Origin of the sequence: Pseudomonas vanderleydeniana (assembly GCF_014268755.2) — a bacterium.
In the GTDB taxonomy this organism is placed as follows: domain Bacteria; phylum Pseudomonadota; class Gammaproteobacteria; order Pseudomonadales; family Pseudomonadaceae; genus Aquipseudomonas; species Aquipseudomonas vanderleydeniana.
In genome coordinates this window covers 1,992,859-2,015,094 of the sequence record NZ_CP077093.1, presented here as the reverse complement: position 1 = coordinate 2,015,094, position 22,236 = coordinate 1,992,859, and the positions used below count along the sequence as shown (strand labels likewise).

Here is a 22,236-nt window from a genome sequence, read left to right as displayed (position 1 = left end):
AATTCCTCGTTGGGTGGTGTACTACGGCTTCCGGCCCTGGCAACCGCCGGGTGTGGCCTAGAGAACCTTCGTAATAGTTATCGTCGGGTTGGCAGGTTGCTTGAGGGCTTTTTTCAAAAAATTTGCTAGCAACCTGCCACCCCTCTAAAAACAAGGGCTTAGCGCACACCCATTGAGAAAAAATGGCGCCAGAGAACCGCCCACCCCCAACCGTTCGTCACCAGGCACTCACCGACCGCTCTGGACCGCCGCCAGCAACCCGACCAGTTCGTACTGCAGCGTATCCGCCAACCCCAGCCAATCCTGACGTTCCTGGCAGCCGAACATCGACACCAGCAGTTGCCCCCACACCTCCTGCACATTGGCAGGCGCCTGCCGCAGCAGCAGTTGGATCTGCTCGAACAGCTCGACCATCGACAATGCCGCCTCGACATCACGGCCGAAACGGAACAATGCTGCACAACGCAGCGCCTCATCGGCGGCGTATTCATAGGACTTCACTGCACGAACTCCTGGTCGAAAGCGCTACCGATAATCTGCGCACCTGCCCGGCTACTGTTGAGAAAGCGCACGTGCGGATGCGCGGCAATGTAACGCTCCAACTCGCAGAGATAGCGACGGAAATTCAACTGCGTGCGCACCCGCTGGCCATTGCCGTCCAGCACCCAATGGCGCGCCTCATTGAGACTGGGACCCAGCTCGCCGTCATTCCAGCCCGCGTGGGTCTTGTTCATCGGGAACGCGAAATCGGCACCGAACAGGGTGATGGTTGCCGCCCCCATCTTCACCGCCAGGTCCACCGCCGGATGCAGCACACTGCCACCGACATACAGCAGGCCTCGCTCGAACTGCTGGCGAACCGCACCATAGACCGGACTGGCGGAATAGGCACCGTAGCGCGGGCCTTGCCAGGCCTTGAGTATCTCGGGGTCACTCATGGGCATGTAGACCAGCGGGATCCCCGCGGATGCCTCGGGCGGCAGGTGTCGAAAACCGATCCGCTGATCGATGCTCACGACCAGGTCCGGCCTGATGCCCTGCTCGCGCAGCGGCCGGTACGCGGTATCGACACTGATGAACAGCGGCCGTTGCGACTGCTCCTGGATTGCCCTGAGCCGCGCACATTGCGCCTCCAGGCTCGGCCCGGTGCCGATCACGTAAACGTGCTGCCCCACCTGCGTGGCGAACAACTCAGCGACATCGCGATCGGCGGCAAACATCGCGCGACTCTCCTGAAGACGCTTGAGGATCGCCGGGGACTGCGGATCGAATTCACGATTGTTGAAGCTCAGGTGCACTTCACTCATCAACCGGTCGCGCATCCGCGCATTGAAATCGTCAGCCAGGACCAACTCGGCCGGCAGCGCAAAGAACGGAAAGAGAATTTCCGGATGATCGGCGGCATGACTCAGCTCGACCCGCGGATCGGCCAACCACCCCCCCTGATCCAGCAACCCGAGTACCAGCCGAAACAGCGCAGCATTGAGAATATGCACGTGCAGGCGCTGCAACCCCGGCGACTCCAGCAGCACCTGCTGCAGATCCCCAAGTCCAGTCCCGTAGACATGCAACACCTTGCTGCCGGGTGGCAGGGTCGACGCCTGCAGGCGCGCCTCGGCGAGGCGGTCATGCCGGCTGGTCAACTGCACGCCACCGACACTCAGGGTCGAGCCTTGCCCCTCGACCAGCTCCACCGCCAGCCCGTCGCTCTCCTCGACCAGCAGGCGCTGCCACAGTTGCGGCCAACGTGCCTCGATGATTCGCCCGTTCAGCTCAAGGCTTTCGCTCATCCCGCCGTGCTCCGCGCAAAAAAATAGCGCTCAAGGTTAACTCACCCGGAGCGCTATTTTGCAGCCCTGTGCAATCAGGGGCGATGAATGATCGCCGAACCCCACGACAGGCCAACGCCGAAACCACTCAGGGCCACGCGCTTCCAGCTCGAGTTGAGCACGTGCTTTTCCAGCAGCAGGGGAATGCTCGAGGACACGGTATTGCCGGTCTCGGTCATGTCCTTGATGAACTTCTCCGGCTTGTCCTCGAAACGCCGCGCCACGGCATCGACGATCGCCGCGCTGCCCTGGTGGATGCAGAAGGCATCGATATCGCTCGGCTGCAGGCCCGAGTCGTCGAGCAACTCATGCAGGTGGGCCGGCACCTTGAGCAGGGCGAAGTTGAACACCTGGCGGCCGTTCATGAAGAACACCCCGTCGCTGACCTTCAGGTGCGGCGCGCCGGAACCGTCGGTACCGAACTTCGACTTGCCCAACTGCCAGGGTGCGTCCTCCCCCATCCAGGTCGCGGTCGCGGCGTCACCGAACAGCATGGTGGTGTTGCGGTCTTCCGGATCGACGATCTTCGAATACGGGTCGGCGGTGATCAGCAGGCCATTCTTCAGGCCTGCGGCCTCCATGAAGCCCTTCATGGCATAGATGCCATAGACGTAGCCGGAGCAGCCCAGGGAAATGTCGAACGCCGCCACGTGGGTCGGCAGACCGAGCTTGTCCTGGACGATCGCCGCGGTATGCGGCAGGCCTTCCTCGTCACCGTTCTGGGTGACGACGATCAGCGCATCGATGCTCTCGCGCTTGAGTTGCGGATTGCTGGCAAACAAGGCATTCGCCGCTTCGACACACAGGTCCGAGGTTTCCTGCCCGGCATCTTTGCGCGGCAGGAAGGCGGAACCGATCTTGCCCAGGATGAACTCTTCATCCTTGGCGAATTTGGCACCCTGAGCGTAGTTGTCCACGCCGGCTGTCGGCACGTAACTGGCAATGCTTTTTATGCCAATCATTATGAATTCCCAATAATAAACAGCTGAATATCGCCGCTCGCAGGCATCGAGGGGCGCCGATCAACAGGGATTTTCCGTCACCCCGCCACGTGGGTTAAAACAGGGCGAAAACGGCGGACTGAAGGGGCTGTCACCAACCGAAAAGGCTCAGGCGCCCGCATCCCCGGAAAATACAATACAGTGAAGATGCGCGTCATGACTCACAAGTCACGCCTATTTTGCCCGAATCGATAGCAAAGAGGCTATTGGATCAACGACCAGTCCAGGGGCGTACCGCGTTTCAGGGGCATGCGGGCCTTGCGCCCCAGCACACCATCGATATGTTTGGGCGCCAATCCCAGGCCGGGACGGATCGCCCGCACGTTCCGCGCCGTGAGCAGCTCGCCGGGGGCAACGTCCTCCACCACGTACAGCGAGCGTCGATAGACCAGGGATTTGCGCTCGGCCTCGGTTGCGCCATAACGCACCTCGCCCAGCGCCTGCCAGGCCCGCTCGGTCTCCACCACCAGGCTGGCCAGCTCGGCCGGCTCCAGGGAGAAGCTGGCGTCCACGCCACCTGCGGCCCGATCGAGGGTGAAGTGTTTCTCCACCACGGTCGCGCCCAGGGCCACCGCCGCCACCGCGACGCCAACGCCCATGGAATGATCGGACAACCCCACCTGGCAACCGAACAACTGCTGCAGGTGGGCAATGGTGCGTATATGACTGTTGAGCGGCGAAGCCGGGTAGGTGCTGGTGCACTTGAGCAGCACCAGGTCGCGACAACCGGCCGCCCGCGCGGCACGGACCGTTTCATCCAGCTCGGCAACGCTGGCCATGCCGGTGGAGATGATCAACGGCTTGCCCGTCGCGGCGACCCGACGAATCAACGGCAGATCGGTGTTTTCAAAACTGGCGATCTTGTAGGCCGGCACCTCGAGGCTTTCGAGGAAATCCACGGCCGTCTCGTCGAAAGGCGTGGAGAACGCCAGCATGCCCAGCTCTTTCGCCCGGGCGAAGATCGGCGCATGCCACTCCCAGGGCGTGTGGGCCTTCTCGTAGAGCTCATAGAGCGATGAACCGGCCCACAGGCTGCCCGGGTCCTTGATGAAGAACTCGCCCTCGGCCAGGTCCAGGGTCATGGTGTCGGCGGTGTAGGTCTGCAACTTCAACGCATGGGCGCCAGCCTTGGCCGCTGCCTCGACGATCTGCAAGGCGACGTCCAGCGACTGGTTGTGGTTGCCGCTCATTTCAGCAATGACGAACGGCGGTGCATCCGGGCCAATCACGCGCTGGCCGATCTTGAAACTAGTCATGGACCTGATCCTTCACTACACGCTCGAAACGGCTGGCCGACTGGACATAACCGCTGTTACGGAACAATTCGATCGAAGCCGGATTATCCGGCAGCACCCGGGCGTCAATCCCCGTGACTTGCGGCCAATACTCGCGCAAGGCCCGTTCGCCACGCGTCAACAGCGCCCTGCCCCAGCCCAATCCCATGCGCTCGGCAAACAGATACAGCGAAACCTCGGCGCGCTCGGCCGCGCGATCATAGCGCAGCACGCCCACCGGGCCGTCCGCCGCTTCGGCGACCAGCAGCAGGCAATCGCGATCCTGCAGTTTCGCTGCCAGCCAGGCCTGGTGCGACACCCAGTCAATCGGCGCGCTGTTCAGCGAGGCACGACGCACCGCCACGTGATTGCGACCGTCAAACAACAACGGTGAATCCTGCGGCGTCACCCTTCGCACATCGAGGCTGGCGCCCAACAAGGCGACGGCGAAACGCCGGGCGCCGAGCCCGTCGACCAGGCTGCGCGAACGCTCGGCCAGGCTGCGGCGCAGACCCACATTGCCCAGCACGAAACCCACCGCCTGCTTCAACTGAGCGACATCCACCGCCTGGCTGGTGCCGAGGTAGACATGCGCCCCCGCCGCCGCCAGTCGTTCGGCGTTGGCCTGCTGGTTCTCGGCCACCGCTATGCACAGGGTCGGCAGCCCCAGCGCGGCGCGCTCCCAACTGGTGCCGCCACCGGCACCGATGAACAGATCAGCGCCGGCCATCAGTTCGGCAAAATCCTTGACGAAGGTCTGCACCCGCCAGGACGGACGATCCGCGGCCATCGCCTGCAACTGCGCCAGGCGCGGGTTGGCCGTGCCGGCGACGAAGTCCACCTGCAGATCCTGAAAATCCACCAGGGCCTGCATGGCCTTCCAGGTTTCCCCGACGCCATCGAGCCCACCAAAATTCACCAGCACCCGCTGCGCCCGGGCCTTGATCGGTACGGCTGGACGACGGAACTCGTCGCGAATCAGCGCATAGCGTGGGCCGAGCAACTGCCGGCAGGGCGTCAGGGCACGCCCGGCATATTCAGGGTCACGGGCAGTGAAGTTCTGGTCGAAAAGGATATCGACCGCATGCTGGCGGTTGTTCAGGTCGTCGATCGCCGCGATCCGTCGTCCCCAGCGCCGCGCAGCGGCCTGCCAGCGATGATCGAGGGCATAGTGATCGACAACGATCCAGTCGAACCCGGGCTCGACCGCCAGACAGCGCTCCAGGGCCTCGATATCGGCCTGCCAGGGCAAGGGGGCCTCGATCCCCAGTGCGGACTCCTCACCCGGATAGGCATTGGGCAAGGCCAGGCAGGGCCAACCATCCGCGGCCAGGCGGGCCAAGGCATTGCCTGGCAGCTCCCGGCAGGCGAACACCACTTCGGCACCGCTGGCACGCAGGATCGCAGCCAGCGTCAGGCAACGGGCCACATGCCCGCTGCCGATGGCGGCCGAAGCGTCAGCCCGAAACAGCACTCTCACGACTGCAACTCCCCTGCGGCCTGCAAGGCCGAGTACAGGTACTCCGCCCGGAGCCAATCCTCTGGCGTATCGATATCCTGGACCAGATGGCGCGGCAGCAGGACCGGCAGACTGCTCTCGGAAAACAGCACATCGCCACGCAACCAGGCGGCGCTGCGCCCCCAGTAGAACTGTCCGGCGTCCTGGAAAGCCGGAGGCAGGTCCTGTGAGCGGGTCTGACGATGCTCCGGATAGAGCGCGGTCAGCGCCCCATCCCCGGTCAGGGTCAAGGCCCGCTGGATCGGAAAACCGAACTCACAGACGGAAAACGCGAAGGAGCGTTCGGGATGCCGCTCCAGCGTCTCGAACCCTTCACGCAGGAAACGCGCTTGCAACAGCGGCGCCGTGGCGTAGATGCAGCAGGCGTAGTCGAAGGTCTGCCCTTGCTGCGCCAGGGCCTCGACGGCATGTGCGATCACGGCCGCAGTGCCGGTGAAATCATCGGCCAACGCCGCCGGACGCAGGAACGGCACCCGGGCCCCCTGCTCTCGCGCCACCTCGGCGATCTGCGCGTCATCGGTACTGACCACCACCTGCTCGAACAGGCCGCAGCCCAGCGCCAGCCGGATCGAGCGCGCGATCATCGGCTCGCCATGGAACAGCTTGAGGTTCTTGCGCGGGATCCGCTTGCTGCCGCCCCGCGCCGGAATGATCGCGACCGCACTCAAGAGCGTTTTTCCAGCAGGAACCAGTTCACGTCATCGATAGGAAACTGCCGATCGCGGTGATAGCCGAAACCGTAGTCGAGCAACTGCAGGTCGTCGTAGCGATCCAGCATCTCGCCGGCGAAATCACGCTTGAACAGCTTGCCGCTGTTGCCCCGATAGGACACCTCGACCGGCACCGGGTTGTAGTACTCGGCCAGCAGGATGTAGCGTCCGCTCAATTGATAGAGCTGCTCGTAGGCTGCCGACAGCAGTTCGGGTGCCAGATGGATCAGCACCCCCTTGCTCAGCGTCAGGTCGAAGCGACGCTCGCGCGGGTAATCGAACAACGAGCCGTGCCAGACCTGGGCGATGCCCAGCGCGTTGGCCTGCTCGCAGGCCTTGGCGTTGATTTCCACCCCCTGCAGCTGGCAGCCGGGCAGCAACTGGTGCAATGCCTGCAGGTTGTTGCCGGTATTGGTACCCAGTTCCAGCAGGTTTTCGAGGCGGGTGGTGCGGGCCAGCGCCTTGGCGAACAGCGCCAGGTTGGCGGCGACCAGCGCCTGCCCCTGGTTGCGCCCCACGTACTGGTCGCCGAACTCGCCACGCCAGAAGTGCTCTTGCTCACTCAGTTCACGCATGCTCGCTCCCGCTGTTCAAGATTCGTCGTAATTGATCGACGACATGATCCTGCTGTTCATCGCTCAACCCAGGGTACATCGGTAGGCTGATCGCCTCGCTGTAGTAACGTTCGGCCTCGGGAAAATCACCCTCGGCAAAACCCAGCTCGCGATAGTACGGCTGCAGGTGCACTGGAATGTAGTGCAGATTCACCCCGATTCCCGCCGCACGCAAGGCCTCGAACACCCTCCGGTGGGTCAGGCCGATCCGCTCCAGTTGCAGCCTGATCACATACAGGTGCCAGGCCGACTCGGCCTGGGCCTGAAGGCCTGGCCGGGTCACGGGCAGATCGGCCAGCAACTGCCGGTAACGCTCGGCCAGGTAACGTCGCCGGGCAATGAAGCCCTCCAGCTTGTCCAGTTGCGACAGGCCGAGTGCGGCCTGGATATCGGTCATCCGATAGTTGAAACCCAACTCGATCTGCTGGTAGTACCAGGGACCATGACTGGGCTCGCTCATCTGCGCCGGATCGCGGGTCATGCCATGGCTGCGCAAGCGACGCAGATGCTCGGCCAGATCAGCGCGATTGGTCAGCACCATGCCACCTTCGGCAGTGGTGATGATCTTGACCGGGTGGAAGCTGAACACCGTCATGTCGGCGAATCGACCACTGCCCACCGGACTCCCGGCATAGGACGCACCGACCGCATGGGAGGCGTCCTCGATCAGGACAAAACCGTATTCGCGGGCCAGTTGCGAGAGGGCCTGCATCTCGCAGCTTTGCCCGGAAAAAGCCACCGCCACCACCACTCTCGGCAGGGTACCCTCCTGCTCGGCCAGCGCCAGCTTGCGTGCCAGGGCACTGGCATCGAGGTTCCAGGTCAATGGGTCGATATCGACGAAGTCGACCTGCGCACCACAATAGAGACCACAATTGGCCGAGGCCAGGAAGGTGTTGGGAGTGGTCCAGAGCCGGTCTCCCGGCCCAAGCCCGGCAGCCAGGCAGGCGATGTGCAAGGCGGCAGTCGCATTACACACCGCAACGGCATGCGATGCCTGGCAACGCGCCGCCAATGCCGACTCGAAACGCTCGATGGCCGGTCCCTGGGTCAGCCAGTCCGATTGCAGTACGGCAACGACCGCATCGATATCCGCCTGATCCAGGCTCTGGCGCCCGTAGGGAATCATGCGGGCAGGCCGTCATGCAGCTCGGCGAGTTCGCTCACCGAGAGGAACTGCGGGTTGGTGTCGGAGCGATATTCGAAGTCTTCGGGCACCGGCTGGCCGCGTTCGCCCAGGCCATCCACGGCAAAGTCGACATCGACCTGGGTGAAGCGGATCGATGGTTGGATCGTATAGTGATCGGCGAACTCCAGGGTCATCCGTGCATCGTCCAGGGGCACCATCAACTCATGGAGTTTTTCGCCGGGACGGATCCCTACGTGCTTGTGCGGCAGGTGGCTGGCCATGCCACGGGCCAGGTCGACGATGCGAATCGATGGGATCTTCGGCACGAAGACCTCACCGCCATGCATCCGCGCAAAGCTGTCGAGCACGAACTGCACGCCATGGTCGAGGGTGATCCAGAAGCGGGTCATGCGCTCGTCGGTGATCGGCAGTTCGCCTGCCCCCTCCCTGATCAGCTTGTCGAAGAAGGGCACCACCGAGCCACGCGAACCGGCCACGTTGCCATAACGCACCACGGCGAAACGCGTCTGCTGATCCCCGGCAATGTTGTTCGCGGCCACGAACAATTTGTCCGACATCAACTTGGTCGCGCCATAGAGGTTGATCGGGCTGGCCGCCTTGTCCGTGGACAAGGCGACGACCTTTTTCACACCGTTATCGATCGCTGCGGCAATGACATTCTCCGCCCCGTTGACGTTGGTGCGGATGCATTCCGTCGGGTTGTATTCGGCAGCCGGTACCTGTTTCAGTGCTGCGGCATGCACCACGAAATCGATACCGCGCATGGCCTGGCGCAAGCGCTCGACATCCCGCACATCGCCCAGGAAATAACGCATGCACGGAGCATTGAAGGTCTGCTGCATCTCGTACTGCTTGAGCTCGTCACGCGAGAACACCACCACCCGCTTGGGCTGATACTGTTCCAGCAGGCGCCGGATGAAATTGCGCCCGAACGAGCCGGTCCCACCGGAGATGAAAATCGATTTGCCGTTGAACATGTTGTCTCCTGACAGCCGGCTCAAGCCAGCAATTGCGCCCAATCCACGGGGTACGCCTCGCCCAGGGTAAAGCCCTTGCCACGCAATGCCAGGTTCGAGTTGTACGCCGGGTCGACCTGGAAGTTGGCTGCCCACTTCTCACGCAGTGCCTGCAGGGCCGCAGGTGCCTCAGGCAGCACGCCCGGATGCAGGACCTGCACCTGTGGCGTCCAGGACACCAGGTAACCGCCCTGGCCGATGCTCAGGCACAGGTCGACCTCACTGAAGCCCTCGGCAAAATCGCCTTCGTCCAGCCCTCCGACCGCATCGAACAGTGCCTTGCGCACCATCAGGCATGCCGCCGAAACCGCCGAGTAGTTCTGCTCGACCACCAGTCGTTGCATATAGCCATGGGCATCCTTTTTCTCACCGACGAAGGGTGAACCAACCCCCTCGTTCAGGCCGAGAACCAAGCCGGCCTGGGAGATCTTGCGATCGCGGCTGTAGAACTTGGCGCCAACCACCCCGACCTCAGGACGCAGTGCCTGGTTGAGCAGCGACTCGATCCAGTTGGGGTTGACCACCTCGCTGTCGGCAGCCAACAGCACCAGGTATTCGCCCCTCGCCTGCCGTGCTGCGGCATTGCAGAAGGCCGGGGGGCTCGGCCAATCGGATTGCAGAACGCTGACCTTGCTTGCCTGTGGCTGGCCCTGCAGCCAGTTCGACAGCGCCTCGGCACGACTCGGATGATCGGCTACCAACACCTCGTACTTCAGGTAGCGCGTACGCAGCAGCAGCGCACTCAGGCAACGCTCCAACTCATCGAAGTCCGCCGCCCCGTGGACGATGATCGACACCAGCGGACGCTCGGTATGCCGGTAGTCGATCATGTAGGTGCCAGGCTCCTGTGAGTTGACCTGGGCCTTGTAGCCACGCACGCCGAGGTGACGCAGCAGGGTCGCGCGCTCGTGGGCGTTCTCGACCAGCTCTGGCGTCGCGCAGATCAGCAGGGGTTCATCCAGGTGGGCGAGCCCGGCCAGGCCGTCCTGCTCGATCAGCCGCAGCAGCAGGTCGAACTCCAGGGCATTGCGGTAGTCGGCGCTGTAGCCTCCGGCCTCGACCAGCACATCGCGGCGGATCAACCAGTGCCGCGCCATCAGGGCCGGCACGCTCAACAGCAGGTCAGGGTTGAACCCCGGACGGAACACATCGGTGAGCGCACCCTTGGCATCACGCTGGATTTCATCGATGCACACTGCGCGGCAGCCTTCGGCATGACGCAGTTCCAGGCCGGCCTTCAACAGGCCGCTGGCGGTGAACTCGTCGCCGACCTGAGCCAGCAGCATCCAGTCGCAGGACGACTGGCGAGTGAACTGGTTGAGCTTGTCGACGTAGTTGTCTTCGGTCACGCGGATGAAGTGCAGGGTGTTCTGGAGAGTGGTCGCCGCCTGCGGTTCACCGGTGGTGAAGACCACGATGCGGAAGGCCTTGCTGTGCCCTTCCAGCAGGCTGTCGAGGGTCACCTGCAGTTTTTCGACCTCATCCGCGAGGTCCAGCAGCATCAGGCCGAACACCGGGCCAACGCCCTGTTGGGCCTGGTACTCGGCAATCGCCTGGCGTTCGTCGGCATTCGGCTCGCGCGCGTCCAGCCAATGCAGCAAACGCCCCGAAAGCGTTGCATCGAACATCGCCCGGTTGTCTGTGGTCGAAACCGAATCCAGGCGCTCACTCCAGGCGTTGATACGCTGCGCCTCGGCGTGTTCGCCAATAAGCTCGAGCTGCCGCACCAACGCCCTGATCACCCGGCGATTGAACAGATTGCAATCGTGAGCCTGCCACAGCCGGTCGAGTACACTCTCCGGGGTGTCGTTGTTGTGCGGGCGCATCAGCGCCTCCTGACGTGCCCAGACAGCTTCCAGCCGCTGCATTTGCAGGCGACCGGCGGGCATGGCATGCAGGAGGAATTCGAACTGGGTCAGCTTGTCGAAGAACACCTGGTTGTAGAACGGCATCTCCACGTACTGCTTGGGCCCGAAACGCCGCTGCGGTGGCTCGTCGATGCTGTTCCAGGTCGAATCGAAAATCATCTCGACGGTCAACGCCCGGCCACTGCGCAAGCTATCGACCATCGCTTCGAAGCACTCCAGGGCCAGGGCCTTGGTCTGCGCCTGGTCCAGGCCTTCGATACCCGTGGGCAGGGTCGCGAGGAAATCGGCGAATGCCTCGCGCTCGGCGGTCGACTTGGCGTCGGTGTAGGACAGCGCATGGTAGACCTCGGTACCGTGCTCCGACTCGCCGTAATTGAGTTCACGCACCACGTAGGGGATCGGCAGGATGCGTGCCTTGGCCCGGGCCAGCATGTAGTAGACATGGCCGATTTCCTGCCACTGGAAGCTGGTGCCCGGCGGCATCGCCGAATACCAGTCCTGCATCAGCGGGGTACGGTGCACCGCATAGAACGGCGGTACGTACTGGCCCATGTAGCCGAGCGTACGGTCCTGCCCACGCTCCTCGGCAAAGTCCTCGCGGACTTTCTTGTCACGCCGGTAGTAGAGGACATTGTTCTCTACCGTCAGGTACATCAGGCAATAGCCGTGGCACATGCCGTAGTCGGGATGGTCTTCCAGGAACGCCACCGACTGGTTCAATGCGTCATGAACGAGGAAGTCATCGTCCGGGGCGAACGTCATGTACGGCGTCTTGACGCTCATCACGCCGTGGGCGAACTTGTCCTGCATCTTCCAGTAGTCATACTGCGGCACGTGCAGGTACTCGACCCGGTCGCGCCCCTCGGCGATACCGATGCAGGGCTCGGGCGAGGAGTCCATGATCAGCAGCTTGCACGGCAAGGCACTGTAGTAGGTGACCGCCCGACGCAGGAAGGCCGGCCGGTTATGGGTCACGATGACCACGGTCAGCAGATCGCCCAGTGACTCCGCATCCCGCAGGAACCGTGCCTGTTCAGAAACGTACTTGTCTTGCATAACCTATCCCCAAACTGCCAATTCGATCGATGAACCCGAGGCGGTGTCGCCCCTCCCCGGCACAGCACACACCGGCAGGTCACCTGCCCGATTCAATTCATACGCCATGTTCTGCTCCCAGCAACTGCTGCAGCCGCTGTGTCACGCCCCAGAACGCCATGGGCTCGTGGCTGGGATAACCGTAATGCCCCAGGTTAAGGGCGATCGACGCGCCGCGCTCGCGCAGGCGTTGTTCGACCAGAGTCCTGACCGCTATCGGTCGGCCACTGGCACAGTTGACCACGCCGCTAAAATCCCGCAGCTCCAGCAGTCGCGCCAGGTACTCGGCAGCAGCCTCGATCGGCAGGTAATCACGCAGTTGTTCCCCCGCCGACATATCGAAACGTTCGGCGCCGGCATCGATGGCCCGGTCCAGGCTGGCCAGCAGGCTGTTGGGGTTCTGCCCCTCGCCATACAGGTAGAACAGCCGCGCCCACTGCAGGTTGAATGGCAGTTGCTGGCGCAGCGTCTCAAGAAATACGCGCAAGGTATTCTTCGCCAGGCCGTAGGGGTTGCTCGGCTGCGGGGTCGCCGTCTCGCTCAGCGGACCGCTCTGCATGCCGTACTCGAAACAGGTACCGGTGACCAGCACCTGGGTCACGCCCGCCTCGACCGCCCGCTTGATGAATCGGTAGTCGGCGAACAGGTTGTGTTCGAAGTGGAACAGTGCCTGGTAGTTCGGCAGGCCCGGCCAGGCCAGGTGCACCAGCACGTCGACGCCCGCCGTCAAGCCGGCCAGGTCAAGGTGCTCGGCGTGTACGTCGGCTGCGACGAATTCAACGTCATCGAACCACGGCAACTGGCGAGCCGACTGCACATTGCGTGCGACCGCGCGCACCGAGTGTCCGCGCTCCAGCAGCGCTGCGACCAGGTGACGCCCAACGAAACCGGTGGCCCCCGTGACCAATACCTTCAGGCCGCTCACAGGACGGTCAACTCGGGGACCGCGACGACAAAGCGACCGCCCCATTCGCGCACAACGACCTGCTGCTGGCTGACTTCCTGCAACAGGTTCCACGGCAGCACCAGCACATAGTCCGGTTTCTCCGCGGCAATACGCTCCGGCGAAACCACCGGAATCCGGCTGCCTGGCAGGAACTTGCCCTGCTTGTGCGGGTTGGCATCGGCGACCCAGGCCAGCAGGTCCGAACGCACCCCGGCGTAATTGAGCAGGGTATTGCCCTTGGCCGCCGCGCCATAGCCAACCACTCGCTTGCCCTCGGCCTTGGCCTTGAGCAGGAAGCGCAGCAGGTCGTGCTTGATGCGCTCGGCAGCAGGTGCCAGGGTCGCGTAGAACGCCGGGGTCTTCACCCCGGCGGCCAGTTCGGCTTCCAGCACCTGGCGCACCACCGGCAGCACGGCACGCCGCTCACCGTCGGCGCGTTGCACGAATACCCGCAACGAGCCGCCGTGGGTCGGCAGGCCGCCGACGTCGAAGATCTCCAGGCCGTTGCGCTCGCAGAGTGCCTGCACGGCGGTCAGTGACAGGTAGGAGTAGTGTTCGTGGTAGAGGGTATCGAACTGGTGCCCGGCCATCAGTGCCAACAGGTGCGGGAACTCGAAGGTCGCCACGCCCGTTGGTTTGAGCAACGTCGCGAAACCCTGGAGGAAGTCGTTGATGTCCGGGACATGGGCCAGCACGTTGTTGGCCGCCATCAGGTCGGCGGCCCAGCCCTCATCGCGCAGTTGCAAGGCAGTATCCCGACCGAAGAACAGCTCGCGGATTTCCAGGCCCTTGTCCCGCGCCGCCTGGGCGGTGCTGCGGGTCGGCTCGACACCCAGGCACGGAATGCCGCGGCCGGCCACATACTGCAGCAGATAGCCATCGTTGGCCGCCACTTCCACCACCCGGCTGTCACCGGTCAGACCGAAACGCTCGACCATCTCGGCCACGTAACGCTCGGCATGAGCCAGCCAGGTGCTGGAGAACGAGCTGAAATAGGCGTAGTCGGCATCGAACAGTGTGTCGGCGCGAGTGTAGTCCTCGGTCTGTACCAGCCAGCAGTCCTGGCACACCGCAACCTTCAGCGGTACCCAGGCTTCCGCCTGCTCCAACTGGTCGGCACGCAGGTAGGCGTTGGACGGCGGCGATGTGCCGAGATCGATCAACGGCAGGACCAGGGGGGTGCCGCAACCTCGGCAATTCATAGGCGCACTCCAGGAAAAGATGCATCGAGCAGCGGATGGCTGGCATCCCTGGCCGACAGATTTTTGACAGCTTCCGGCCAGGTGATCGCCAGGCGCGGATCGAGCACCGATAACCCACCCTCGCTCTGCGGCGTGTAGTCGGCGCTGTGCAGATAGAGCAATTCGGCGTCATCGCTCAGGGCCTGGAAGCCGTGGGCGAAACCGGCCGACAGCAGCAGGCTGCGGCCATCTCCGGCACACAGGTGTTCGGCGTGCCACTGCAGGAAGGTCGGCGAGTCCGGCCGCAGGTCCACCGCGACGTCCCAGACCTCGCCGCGCAGGCAGGTGATCAGCTTGGCCTCCGGGGCCTGCGCATTCTGGTAATGCAGGCCGCGCACGCTACCGCGTTCGCGGGTGCAGGAATGGTTGATCTGGCGGATGTGAAAAGGCTCGCCAAAGGCATCCAGGCTGCCTTCGCAGAACAACCGGGAAAACTGCCCGCGCTGATCGGCGTGGCGTTTGTGCTGCACGTTGAACAGTCCCGCCAGAGGCAGGGCCTGGATCTGGAATTCGCTCACAGCGCCTCCCGGTAGAGGTCCAGCTGGGCCAGGGTCATCGCGCGCATGTCGGCGCTTGCCTGCCAGGCCAGGTGCCAGTCGAGGGTCTGCTCCAGGCACTGCTGCAACGACCAGCGCGGTTGCCAACCAAGCAGTTGCCGGGCACGACTGCTGTCCAGGCGCAGCAGCCCGGCCTCATGCAGTTCGCTCGGCTCGACACGCAGGCCGGGAGCCTGCGGCCAACGCGTGGCCAGCCGTGCTACCACTTCACCAACGCTGCACATGTCGTCTTCACCCGGCCCGAAGTTCCACGCACCCGCCAGGTCCGGACCACGCTCATACAGCGCCGCGGCCAGCTGCAGGTAGCCGGCCAGCGGTTCCAGCGCATGCTGCCAGGGTCGCACGGCCTGTGGATAACGCAGGGTCACCGGTTCCCCCGCCGACCAGGCGCGAAGCACGTCGGGGATCAGTCGCTCCGGCGAGAAATCGCCACCACCGAGCACGTTGCCGGCCCGCGCGGTTGCCACCGCCAGGCCATGCACGTCATAGCGCTCGGGCGGGAAAAAGGACGCCACGTAGGACTGGGCCAGCAACTCGCAGCAGGCCTTGCTGCTGCTGTAGGGATCATGACCACCAAGCGCTTCGTTTTCGCGATACGGCCAGGGCCATTCCTGGTTGGCGTAGACCTTGTCGGTGGTGACCAGCACACAGGCGCTGACACCGCCGACCTGGCGAATGGCCTCGAGCAGGTTGAGCGTGCCCATGACGTTGCTCGAATACGTGCCGAGCGGATCACGATAGGCCTCGCGCACCAGCGGCTGGGCCGCCAGGTGCAGGACGATCTCCGGCTCGGTTTCGGCGATCAGCTCCAGTAGCGCGCCGAGGTCACGCAGGTCGCCACGACGATCGTCCATGCCCTCGCCGACCCGCGCCAGTTCGAACAGGCTCGGCTCGGTCGCCGGTGCCAGGGCAAAGCCGCTGACCTGGGCCCCCAGGCTCTGCAGCCAGAGCGCCAGCCAACTGCCCTTGAAACCGGTATGTCCGGTGAGCAGGACCCGCTTGCCATTCCAGAACGCCCGGCTCAGTCCCACTGCTTCCATGGGGCCTCCCCACTCTGCCAGAGCTGTTCCAGGTGATTCTTGTCTCGCAGGGTGTCCATCGGGTGCCAGAAGCCGTCATGCTGGAAGGCATTCAACTGGCCATCGGCGGCCAGGCCCATCAACGGCTCGGCTTCCCAGATGGTCGAGTCACCGTTGATCAACGGCAGCACCTTGGGCGACAGGACAAAAAAGCCACCGTTGATCCAACCACCGTCACCACGAGGCTTTTCAACGAACCCACGGACACTGTCACCATCGCGCTCCAGCGCACCGTAGCGACCTGGAGGCTGTACTGCGGTGACGGTCGCCAGCTTGCCGCTGGCCTTGTGAAACTTCACCAATGCGCTGATATCGAGGTCCGAAACGCCGTCACCGTAGGTGAAGCAGAATGCTTCCTCATCCTGCAGGTAACGACCAGCGCGACGCAGGCGACCACCGGTCATGGTTTCCTCGCCGGTGTCGATCAGCGTCACGCGCCATGGCTCGCTGTAGTTCTGGTGAACGTCCATGCGATTGTTGCTCATGTCGAAGGTGACGTCGGAGGTGTGCAGGAAATAGTTGGCGAAGAAATCCTTGATGGCGTAGCCCTTGTACCCCAGGCAGATCACGAAATCATGGATACCGTGGGCCGAGTACTGCTTCATGATGTGCCAGAGAATTGGCTTGCCGCCGATCTCGATCATCGGCTTGGGCTTGAGGTGCGATTCCTCGCTGATACGCGTGCCCAGGCCGCCCGCCAGAATTACTGCCTTCATCAACGTCCCCTTCCTCTTCAGCACAGGACCTCTTCGGGCCCTGTGGGACTTCCCAGACTGCCGGGTCAAATCATGAAAATGGCCCAGGACCGCTAGGTCATGGCGCCAAATGCACGATTTATGGCGATATGAAGGGGGTCTTGCAGGAAACGCGCCAGCTCACTGGGCTTGTGGGGATCGGCTTGTTCGCGATAACGGCGGCAAGCCTTCCCTGTAGGAGCCGGGCTTGCCCGCGAAGCTTTCGGCGGCCTTGAGGGGCCTTTCGCAGGCAAGCCTTGCTCCTACGGCAATCAAGAACAGCCTGCCGAAACACCGGGCTCAGTCGGCCAACCAGCCCTGCTCCCAGTAGCGGACGTTGTCACCGCGCAGCATGTAGTCACGCAGGACGATTTCACGCAGCTCGTCGCCCATGCGATAGCTGGCATCGGGGTCGGCCAGGTGCATGCGAATGGCCTGGATCCATTCGTCGGTGGTATTGGTCCGGATGCGCGTGCATGGCAGGTAGCCAGCATAGGCCTTGGTGTCGGTGCAGATCACCGGATAACCGCAGGCGCCGTATTCCAGCAGCCGCAGGTTGCTCTTGCAGTCGTTGAAGATGTGGAACTCCAGCGGCGCCAGCGCCAGGTCCAGGTTCAGGCTCGCCAGCTTCCCCGGGTAGTTGTGAAGACTGATCACCCCATGAAACTCATGCATGTAGGGTCGCAGCTCTTCCGGACACATGCCGAAAAACACCCAATCCACTTCATTGGCCAGCTCGCGCACCACATCGGCGATGACCGCCAGGTCGCCCGCGTGACTGGTTCCGCCGCCCCAGCCGACCCGTGGTTTCCTGGTAGTCCGTCGCCGGCTCTGCAGGCCGACCCACAAGTGCGGGGCCAACATGTTCGGCACCACTCGGATGTCCTGATGCATCGACGAAAGCGCGTCGGCCAGCGGCTGGGTCGAGACCACCACCCGGTCGCACAGGCTGATGCCACGCCGGATCATGCGCTCCATCTCTACCCGATCCGGCAGATTGCGAATGTGGCCGTTCTTGCGCGATGGCTCGATGACGTAATCGTCAAGCTCATACACCCGCCGGGCATTGCTGTAGCTCATCAGCAGCGCGATTTCCTCGACCGGCTTGGCCGTGTAGCGCCCCTGCTGGATGATGACATCTGGCGACTGGCGCTCGACCTCGATGATCGACGGCAAGTTGTAGTAGGTGCGCCCGACTGCACGGCCGGAGGCTTCCAGCTCGATCAACGGCTGAATCACCCGGTAGTGTCCGACGGCCGAGGCATTGACCGGTAGCGCCATGATCTTTGGCAGCTGGCTCACGGAGAACGGGCTCCAGCCTTCGCGCAATCCAGGCTCCAGGCTATAGCTCGAACCACTCAGGCTATCCAGTGTCAGGCTCGGGTTGTAGGCCGGGTCACGAGCGACGACCGGCAGCCAGCGATGATAGAAGTCCTTCTCCTCGGTCTGACGCTGCACCTGCTCCCCGGCGTCGACCGCCACGCCCGGCACGGCCCCCAGGGCCAGTTGTGCGAACGGCGTCCACACCACCAGGTGGTTGCTCTGCCCAACCCGCAGGCAAAAATCCACCTCGTTGAGGGTATGAGCGAAACGCTCTTCGTCCAGCCCGCCAAGGCTATCGAACAGCGACTTGCGCACCAGCATGCAATCGGCACCCACCGCACTGAGTTCCTGCACCGCCTGCAGGCGATGCATGTAGCCGCTCGCCTGCATCGCCTCACCGAAGAATGGCAGGCCAACCGGCCCACGCAGGCCGAGAATCATTCCTGCATGCACCACCCGCCCTTCCGGACTGAACAGCTTGGCCCCGACCACGCCGACCTCGGGACGCTGGGCCTGGGCCAACATCTCATCCAGCCACTGGCCATTGGTAATGACCGTGTAGGGACTGAGCAGCAACAGATACTCGCCACGCGCCTGCTGCGCGGCAAAGTTGCGTACCGCCGCCACATTGCCCTGTTGCGGATACGACAGCACGCGCAGGCGCTCGCTACCCAGCTGGGCCATGCCTTCGAACCAGGTGCGGGCCGCCTCGCTCTCGCTGCCGTTATCCACCAGCAGCAGTTCGTATTCGGTATAGGCCGTGCGCTCGAGCAGGGTATCGATACAGCGCTGCAGAGCCGCGCACTGGTCCCTGCTGACCAGGATGATCGAAACCAGTGGCCGGCTGGCATGCAGGTAATCGATACGTGTAAGCGGCGACCCCTCGCCAGGATGGATCCGATGGGCAATACCCAGGCGATTCAGGTGCGCTTCGGTCACCTGCGGAGCGAGCGCCAGCACCTCGGGCGACGACAACCATTTCGATAAAGAGAATATCGACTCCAGCTGGACTTCGGCGATATGCGCCACCGCACGGGTGCCATCGCTTTCCACCATGCGCCAGAGCAGATCGTGAGGCGCCAGTTCACCATAGGTGGGATCGAAACCACCCAGCTCGACGAAACCCTTGCGCTGAAAGGCCAGCGCACGGCCCACGTAGGGGTAGCTACGCATCAGGTCAAGATTGAAATCCGGCTTGAACACCGGATCGGCGGATTCGCCGTCACGCAAGGCGCCCTCGTCACTGTAGGCACAACGGATCTGCGTCTGGACCAGGATACGCTCGGCCAGTACCAGCAGTGCCGACTCGGGCAGGCGATCGCCGGCCCGCAACAGATAGAACCAGTCGGCACCCTCGAGCTGCGGCAGCAGGCCATTCAACTGTTCACGCCAGTCATCGGCCAGCGGCAGATGGAACACCTTGCCGTCCAGGCCTGCCTCGGTACAACTGGAAGACAGCACCAGGGTCAGCTCCGGCGCATAGAGCTGCTCCTCCAGGCTACGCAAGGTTGCGCTCAGGTTGGAGCTGCCACCCTGCTCGTCGACCACCACCGGCACGATCTTCGGCTGCCAGTCCCACCCCGACAGGGTGTCGGACAACAGCTTTTTCTGTGGCTCAGGCAGGGTCCGGCAAGACAGCCATTCGGCATACAACTGGGCGAAGCTCTCACTGGCGATACCGACACGAAATGGCTGGGCGGTCTGTTTGTTACCCAGGGTGCGGCTCATCGGCACCTCATCCCACTGGCGCGGCAAACCGCCGGCACTGGCCAGTGGCAAATAACGCACCCAACCAGGGGCCGGGGCGGCTTCGCCGCTGCGTGCCTTGAGCATCTGCACCAGCCATTCCATTTCCGTGGCAGCAGCATCCTTCATCGCCTGCTGACGGCTCATGCGCTCGGGGTACAACCGCTCGATACTGAGCACGTTGTTGAGCATCGCCAGGTTGCCACGACGGAACAGGCAGATGTACAGGGCCAAGTCGAGCGAGGCGACAAAGCAGTGGCCTGGCTGGGTCAACGCCGGCAACAGTTCGACCAGATCGACACGGCGGAACAGCGCGCTGGTCAGCCCACCAAAGAAATTGACCGGGAAGTTCTCGCAGATTGCCAGCAGGTCCTCGCCCTTGAACAGCCCGGAGGCCGGCGACAAGGCCGTATTTTCCAGGCGCGATGGCAGTTGCAGGTCGTCAGCGTCCCAGTACAGACGCTGCGCCAACACCAGGTTGACGTCCGGTTGCTCGATGAACACCTGGGTCTGCTGCGCGAGGATATCGGGCAGCAACTGGTCGTCCTCCAGCAGAAACTTGACGTACTCCCCCTGGGCCAATGCCAGGCAGGCCAGCAGGTTGCCGACATGCCCCAGCGGCTGCGGATTGCGCACGTAGCGTACGGCCTTGCCGGTGCGTTCGCTCAGCGCCAGCACGGCCTGCTCGATCTCGCCACCACGACTGTCGTCGCAGACGATGACCTCGAAGTTGCCATAGGCCTGGCTCAGCAGGCCACCGAGGGCCTTGGAGAAAAACCGTGGATTGGAGGCGGGAATGGCGACACTGACAAGCGGCATGGAATTCACGGCGGGACTCTCGAGCGAAGGGTGGCCTTCCGACCGGAAGGCCCCCTGGAGCCGTTGAATGCAACGGCTGGCAGACGATACTGGACAACGTGGGGGCGCTGGCGCGCCCGCTGTCTTCAGATCTTGTTGAACAGGCCCAGTTGGCTGACCTTGCTGAAAGCCAGTTGGGCAGCCTGCAGCATGGTCTGCTGCAGGGTCAGACGGGTCATCACCTCGGCCGGATCGGAATCACGGATCGCCTGCTGGCTGGTGGTGTTGGCCAGGGTCAGGCTTTGGTTGGTGGCTGCCTGGTTGTCCAGCGCCGAACCACGCGAACCAACGGTGGTGAGCGCCGAACTGGTCTGGTCGAACGCGCTGTCGATGTTACTGATGCCGGCGTTCATCGTTGCCAGTTGTTTCTGCTGGGCGACCGGATTGCCATCGACCGGCGTGTTCAGTGCGGTGATCATCGACGACAGGGTGTCCAGGATACTCTGGGTCTGGTGATCGTTGGACTGGACCATGAACTGGTCGCCCGCCGATGCGGCACCGCTGAAGGTGAAGGTCACCCCGGCTGCGGTGATGGTCTGTGCCGCCGGTGGCGCAGCCATGGTGCCCGAGGAGATCGGCTGGCTGGTCGAACTGATAGGGGTGGCATACACGTCATAGGCACCGCCGGCACCGAACTTGATGGTCGCCCCACCATTGGGGAAAGTGCTGGTGTACGCCGCCTGGTTGGTGGTGGTCGCCCCGGTCACCACCGTGGTCGACGGGTTGCCGGCACTGCGGGTGGTGTTGAAGGTGTCCGGCTGAGCGGTCAGGGTAAAGGTGTGACCGGCAATCACGGTATCTGGCACATCACCCGACTTCAGGTTGATGTTCAGGGCCAGGTCGATGCCACGGAAGTTCACCGTCTGGTTGGCACCGCTGCTGTTGCTGACAACACCATTCTGGGTCGCTTCGGAGGTCACATCGTTGCCTGCACCGTCGGTGATCTTCAACTGCGTACTGCTGAGGAAAGTCACGGTGTACGGCTGGCCGGCAGTGAACTTGGCGTCATAGGTGGCGCTGTTGCTGACCAGGCCATTGGACAGCGTCACACGGCCGTCGTCGACCGCTGGCGAGGTCATGGTGACATTGGTCCGCGCGGTGTTGATGGACTGCTGGAAGGCCTCCCAGCCCGTGATGTTGCTGCCCAGCGACAGGTTTTCACCCACCTGCAGGCTCAAGGTCGACTGATCACCGTTATAGCTGTAGGTACCGTCGGCATTGGCGGTGTACGGCGCGGTGCCGGTCTTCGAGCCACCGAACAGGTAGTTGCCATTGGAGTCCTGGCTGTTCATCAGGCCGAGAATGGTCTGCTGCAACTGGCCGAGCTCCTGGGCCACGGCCTTGCGATCGGCATCGGTCTTGGTGCCGTTGTTGGCCGACAGGGCCAGCTCACGCGCACGCTGCATGGCGTCCTGGATCGAGTCCAGAGCGGTCTCGGTCTGGCTGTACTGGGTCTTCAGCGCGCTGGCGTTGGTGGTGTACTGCGTCAGCGCGGCACTTTGCTGGCCCAACTGCAACAGGCGTGCGGCACCGACCGGATCGTCGGCGGCGGTGTTGACCTTGGTCAGGCTGCTCGCCTCGGCCGCGCTCTTGAGCATGCCGTCGTAACCGCGCTGATAGTTGGCGGCTGTCGTTTCGTAATACTGGGCGGTGGAAATGCGCATGGATTACGACTC

17 protein-coding genes are annotated in these 22,236 nt (G+C 63.3%); all 17 read right to left on the bottom strand.

Annotated elements, in window-relative coordinates:
- Positions 1-228: 228 nt before the first annotated feature.
- Positions 229-501 carry a hypothetical protein gene (locus HU752_RS09090; protein ID WP_186677654.1) on the bottom strand — a complete coding sequence of 91 codons (273 nt, stop codon included), beginning with the start codon at positions 499-501 and terminating at the stop codon, positions 229-231.
- Positions 498-1,790 carry a motility associated factor glycosyltransferase family protein gene (locus HU752_RS09085; RefSeq protein WP_186677656.1) on the bottom strand — a complete coding sequence of 431 codons (1,293 nt, stop codon included), beginning with the start codon at positions 1,788-1,790 and terminating at the stop codon, positions 498-500. Before HU752_RS09085 ends, HU752_RS09090 begins: the two co-directional genes overlap by 4 nt.
- A gap of 74 nt (positions 1,791-1,864) precedes the next feature.
- On the bottom strand, positions 1,865-2,791 hold the full coding sequence (locus HU752_RS09080) for a ketoacyl-ACP synthase III (RefSeq protein ID WP_186677658.1): 927 nt from the start codon (positions 2,789-2,791) through the stop codon (positions 1,865-1,867).
- A gap of 242 nt (positions 2,792-3,033) precedes the next feature.
- On the bottom strand, positions 3,034-4,086 hold the full coding sequence (gene pseI, locus HU752_RS09075) for a pseudaminic acid synthase (RefSeq protein WP_186677660.1): 1,053 nt from the start codon (positions 4,084-4,086) through the stop codon (positions 3,034-3,036).
- Entirely contained in the window at positions 4,079-5,584 is a 1,506-nt protein-coding gene (pseG, locus tag HU752_RS09070) for a UDP-2,4-diacetamido-2,4,6-trideoxy-beta-L-altropyranose hydrolase (protein WP_186677674.1), read from the bottom strand. Before pseG ends, pseI begins: the two co-directional genes overlap by 8 nt.
- Positions 5,581-6,291 carry a pseudaminic acid cytidylyltransferase gene (pseF, locus tag HU752_RS09065; RefSeq protein WP_186677690.1) on the bottom strand — a complete coding sequence of 237 codons (711 nt, stop codon included), beginning with the start codon at positions 6,289-6,291 and terminating at the stop codon, positions 5,581-5,583. Before pseF ends, pseG begins: the two co-directional genes overlap by 4 nt.
- Entirely contained in the window at positions 6,288-6,908 is a 621-nt protein-coding gene (locus HU752_RS09060) for a pseudaminic acid biosynthesis-associated methylase (RefSeq protein WP_186677692.1), read from the bottom strand. The genes pseF and HU752_RS09060 overlap by 4 nt, the downstream gene beginning before the upstream one ends.
- Positions 6,901-8,076: a UDP-4-amino-4,6-dideoxy-N-acetyl-beta-L-altrosamine transaminase gene (gene pseC, locus HU752_RS09055; RefSeq protein WP_186677698.1), complete on the bottom strand. Its 1,176-nt coding sequence runs from the start codon at positions 8,074-8,076 to the stop codon at positions 6,901-6,903. The genes HU752_RS09060 and pseC overlap by 8 nt, the downstream gene beginning before the upstream one ends.
- On the bottom strand, positions 8,073-9,074 hold the full coding sequence (pseB, locus tag HU752_RS09050) for a UDP-N-acetylglucosamine 4,6-dehydratase (inverting) (protein ID WP_186677707.1): 1,002 nt from the start codon (positions 9,072-9,074) through the stop codon (positions 8,073-8,075). The genes pseC and pseB overlap by 4 nt, the downstream gene beginning before the upstream one ends.
- A gap of 20 nt (positions 9,075-9,094) precedes the next feature.
- A complete protein-coding gene (locus tag HU752_RS09045; protein WP_186677710.1) occupies positions 9,095-12,037 on the bottom strand; it encodes a TIGR00180 family glycosyltransferase in 2,943 nt (980 codons plus the stop codon).
- A gap of 97 nt (positions 12,038-12,134) precedes the next feature.
- The gene (locus HU752_RS09040; RefSeq protein WP_186678063.1) at positions 12,135-12,992 is read right to left on the bottom strand and encodes an NAD-dependent epimerase/dehydratase family protein; all 858 of its coding nucleotides are present in this window, start codon (positions 12,990-12,992) and stop codon (positions 12,135-12,137) included.
- Between the two features lie 5 nt (positions 12,993-12,997).
- A complete protein-coding gene (locus tag HU752_RS09035) occupies positions 12,998-14,224 on the bottom strand; it encodes a class I SAM-dependent methyltransferase (RefSeq protein WP_186677712.1) in 1,227 nt (408 codons plus the stop codon).
- A complete protein-coding gene (locus tag HU752_RS09030; RefSeq protein ID WP_186677713.1) occupies positions 14,221-14,781 on the bottom strand; it encodes a dTDP-4-dehydrorhamnose 3,5-epimerase family protein in 561 nt (186 codons plus the stop codon). The genes HU752_RS09035 and HU752_RS09030 overlap by 4 nt, the downstream gene beginning before the upstream one ends.
- A complete protein-coding gene (rfbG, locus tag HU752_RS09025) occupies positions 14,778-15,860 on the bottom strand; it encodes a CDP-glucose 4,6-dehydratase (protein ID WP_186677726.1) in 1,083 nt (360 codons plus the stop codon). The genes HU752_RS09030 and rfbG overlap by 4 nt, the downstream gene beginning before the upstream one ends.
- Positions 15,842-16,615, bottom strand: a complete 774-nt coding sequence (gene rfbF / locus HU752_RS09020; RefSeq protein WP_186677729.1) for a glucose-1-phosphate cytidylyltransferase — start codon at positions 16,613-16,615, stop codon at positions 15,842-15,844. The genes rfbG and rfbF overlap by 19 nt, the downstream gene beginning before the upstream one ends.
- A gap of 318 nt (positions 16,616-16,933) precedes the next feature.
- Complete coding sequence (locus HU752_RS09015; RefSeq protein ID WP_189656465.1) at positions 16,934-20,521, bottom strand: glycosyltransferase; 3,588 nt, start codon at positions 20,519-20,521, stop codon at positions 16,934-16,936.
- 125 nt (positions 20,522-20,646) lie between these two features.
- The gene (locus HU752_RS09010; protein ID WP_186677735.1) at positions 20,647-22,224 is read right to left on the bottom strand and encodes a flagellar hook-associated protein 3; all 1,578 of its coding nucleotides are present in this window, start codon (positions 22,222-22,224) and stop codon (positions 20,647-20,649) included.
- Between the last annotated feature and the right edge of the window lie 12 nt (positions 22,225-22,236).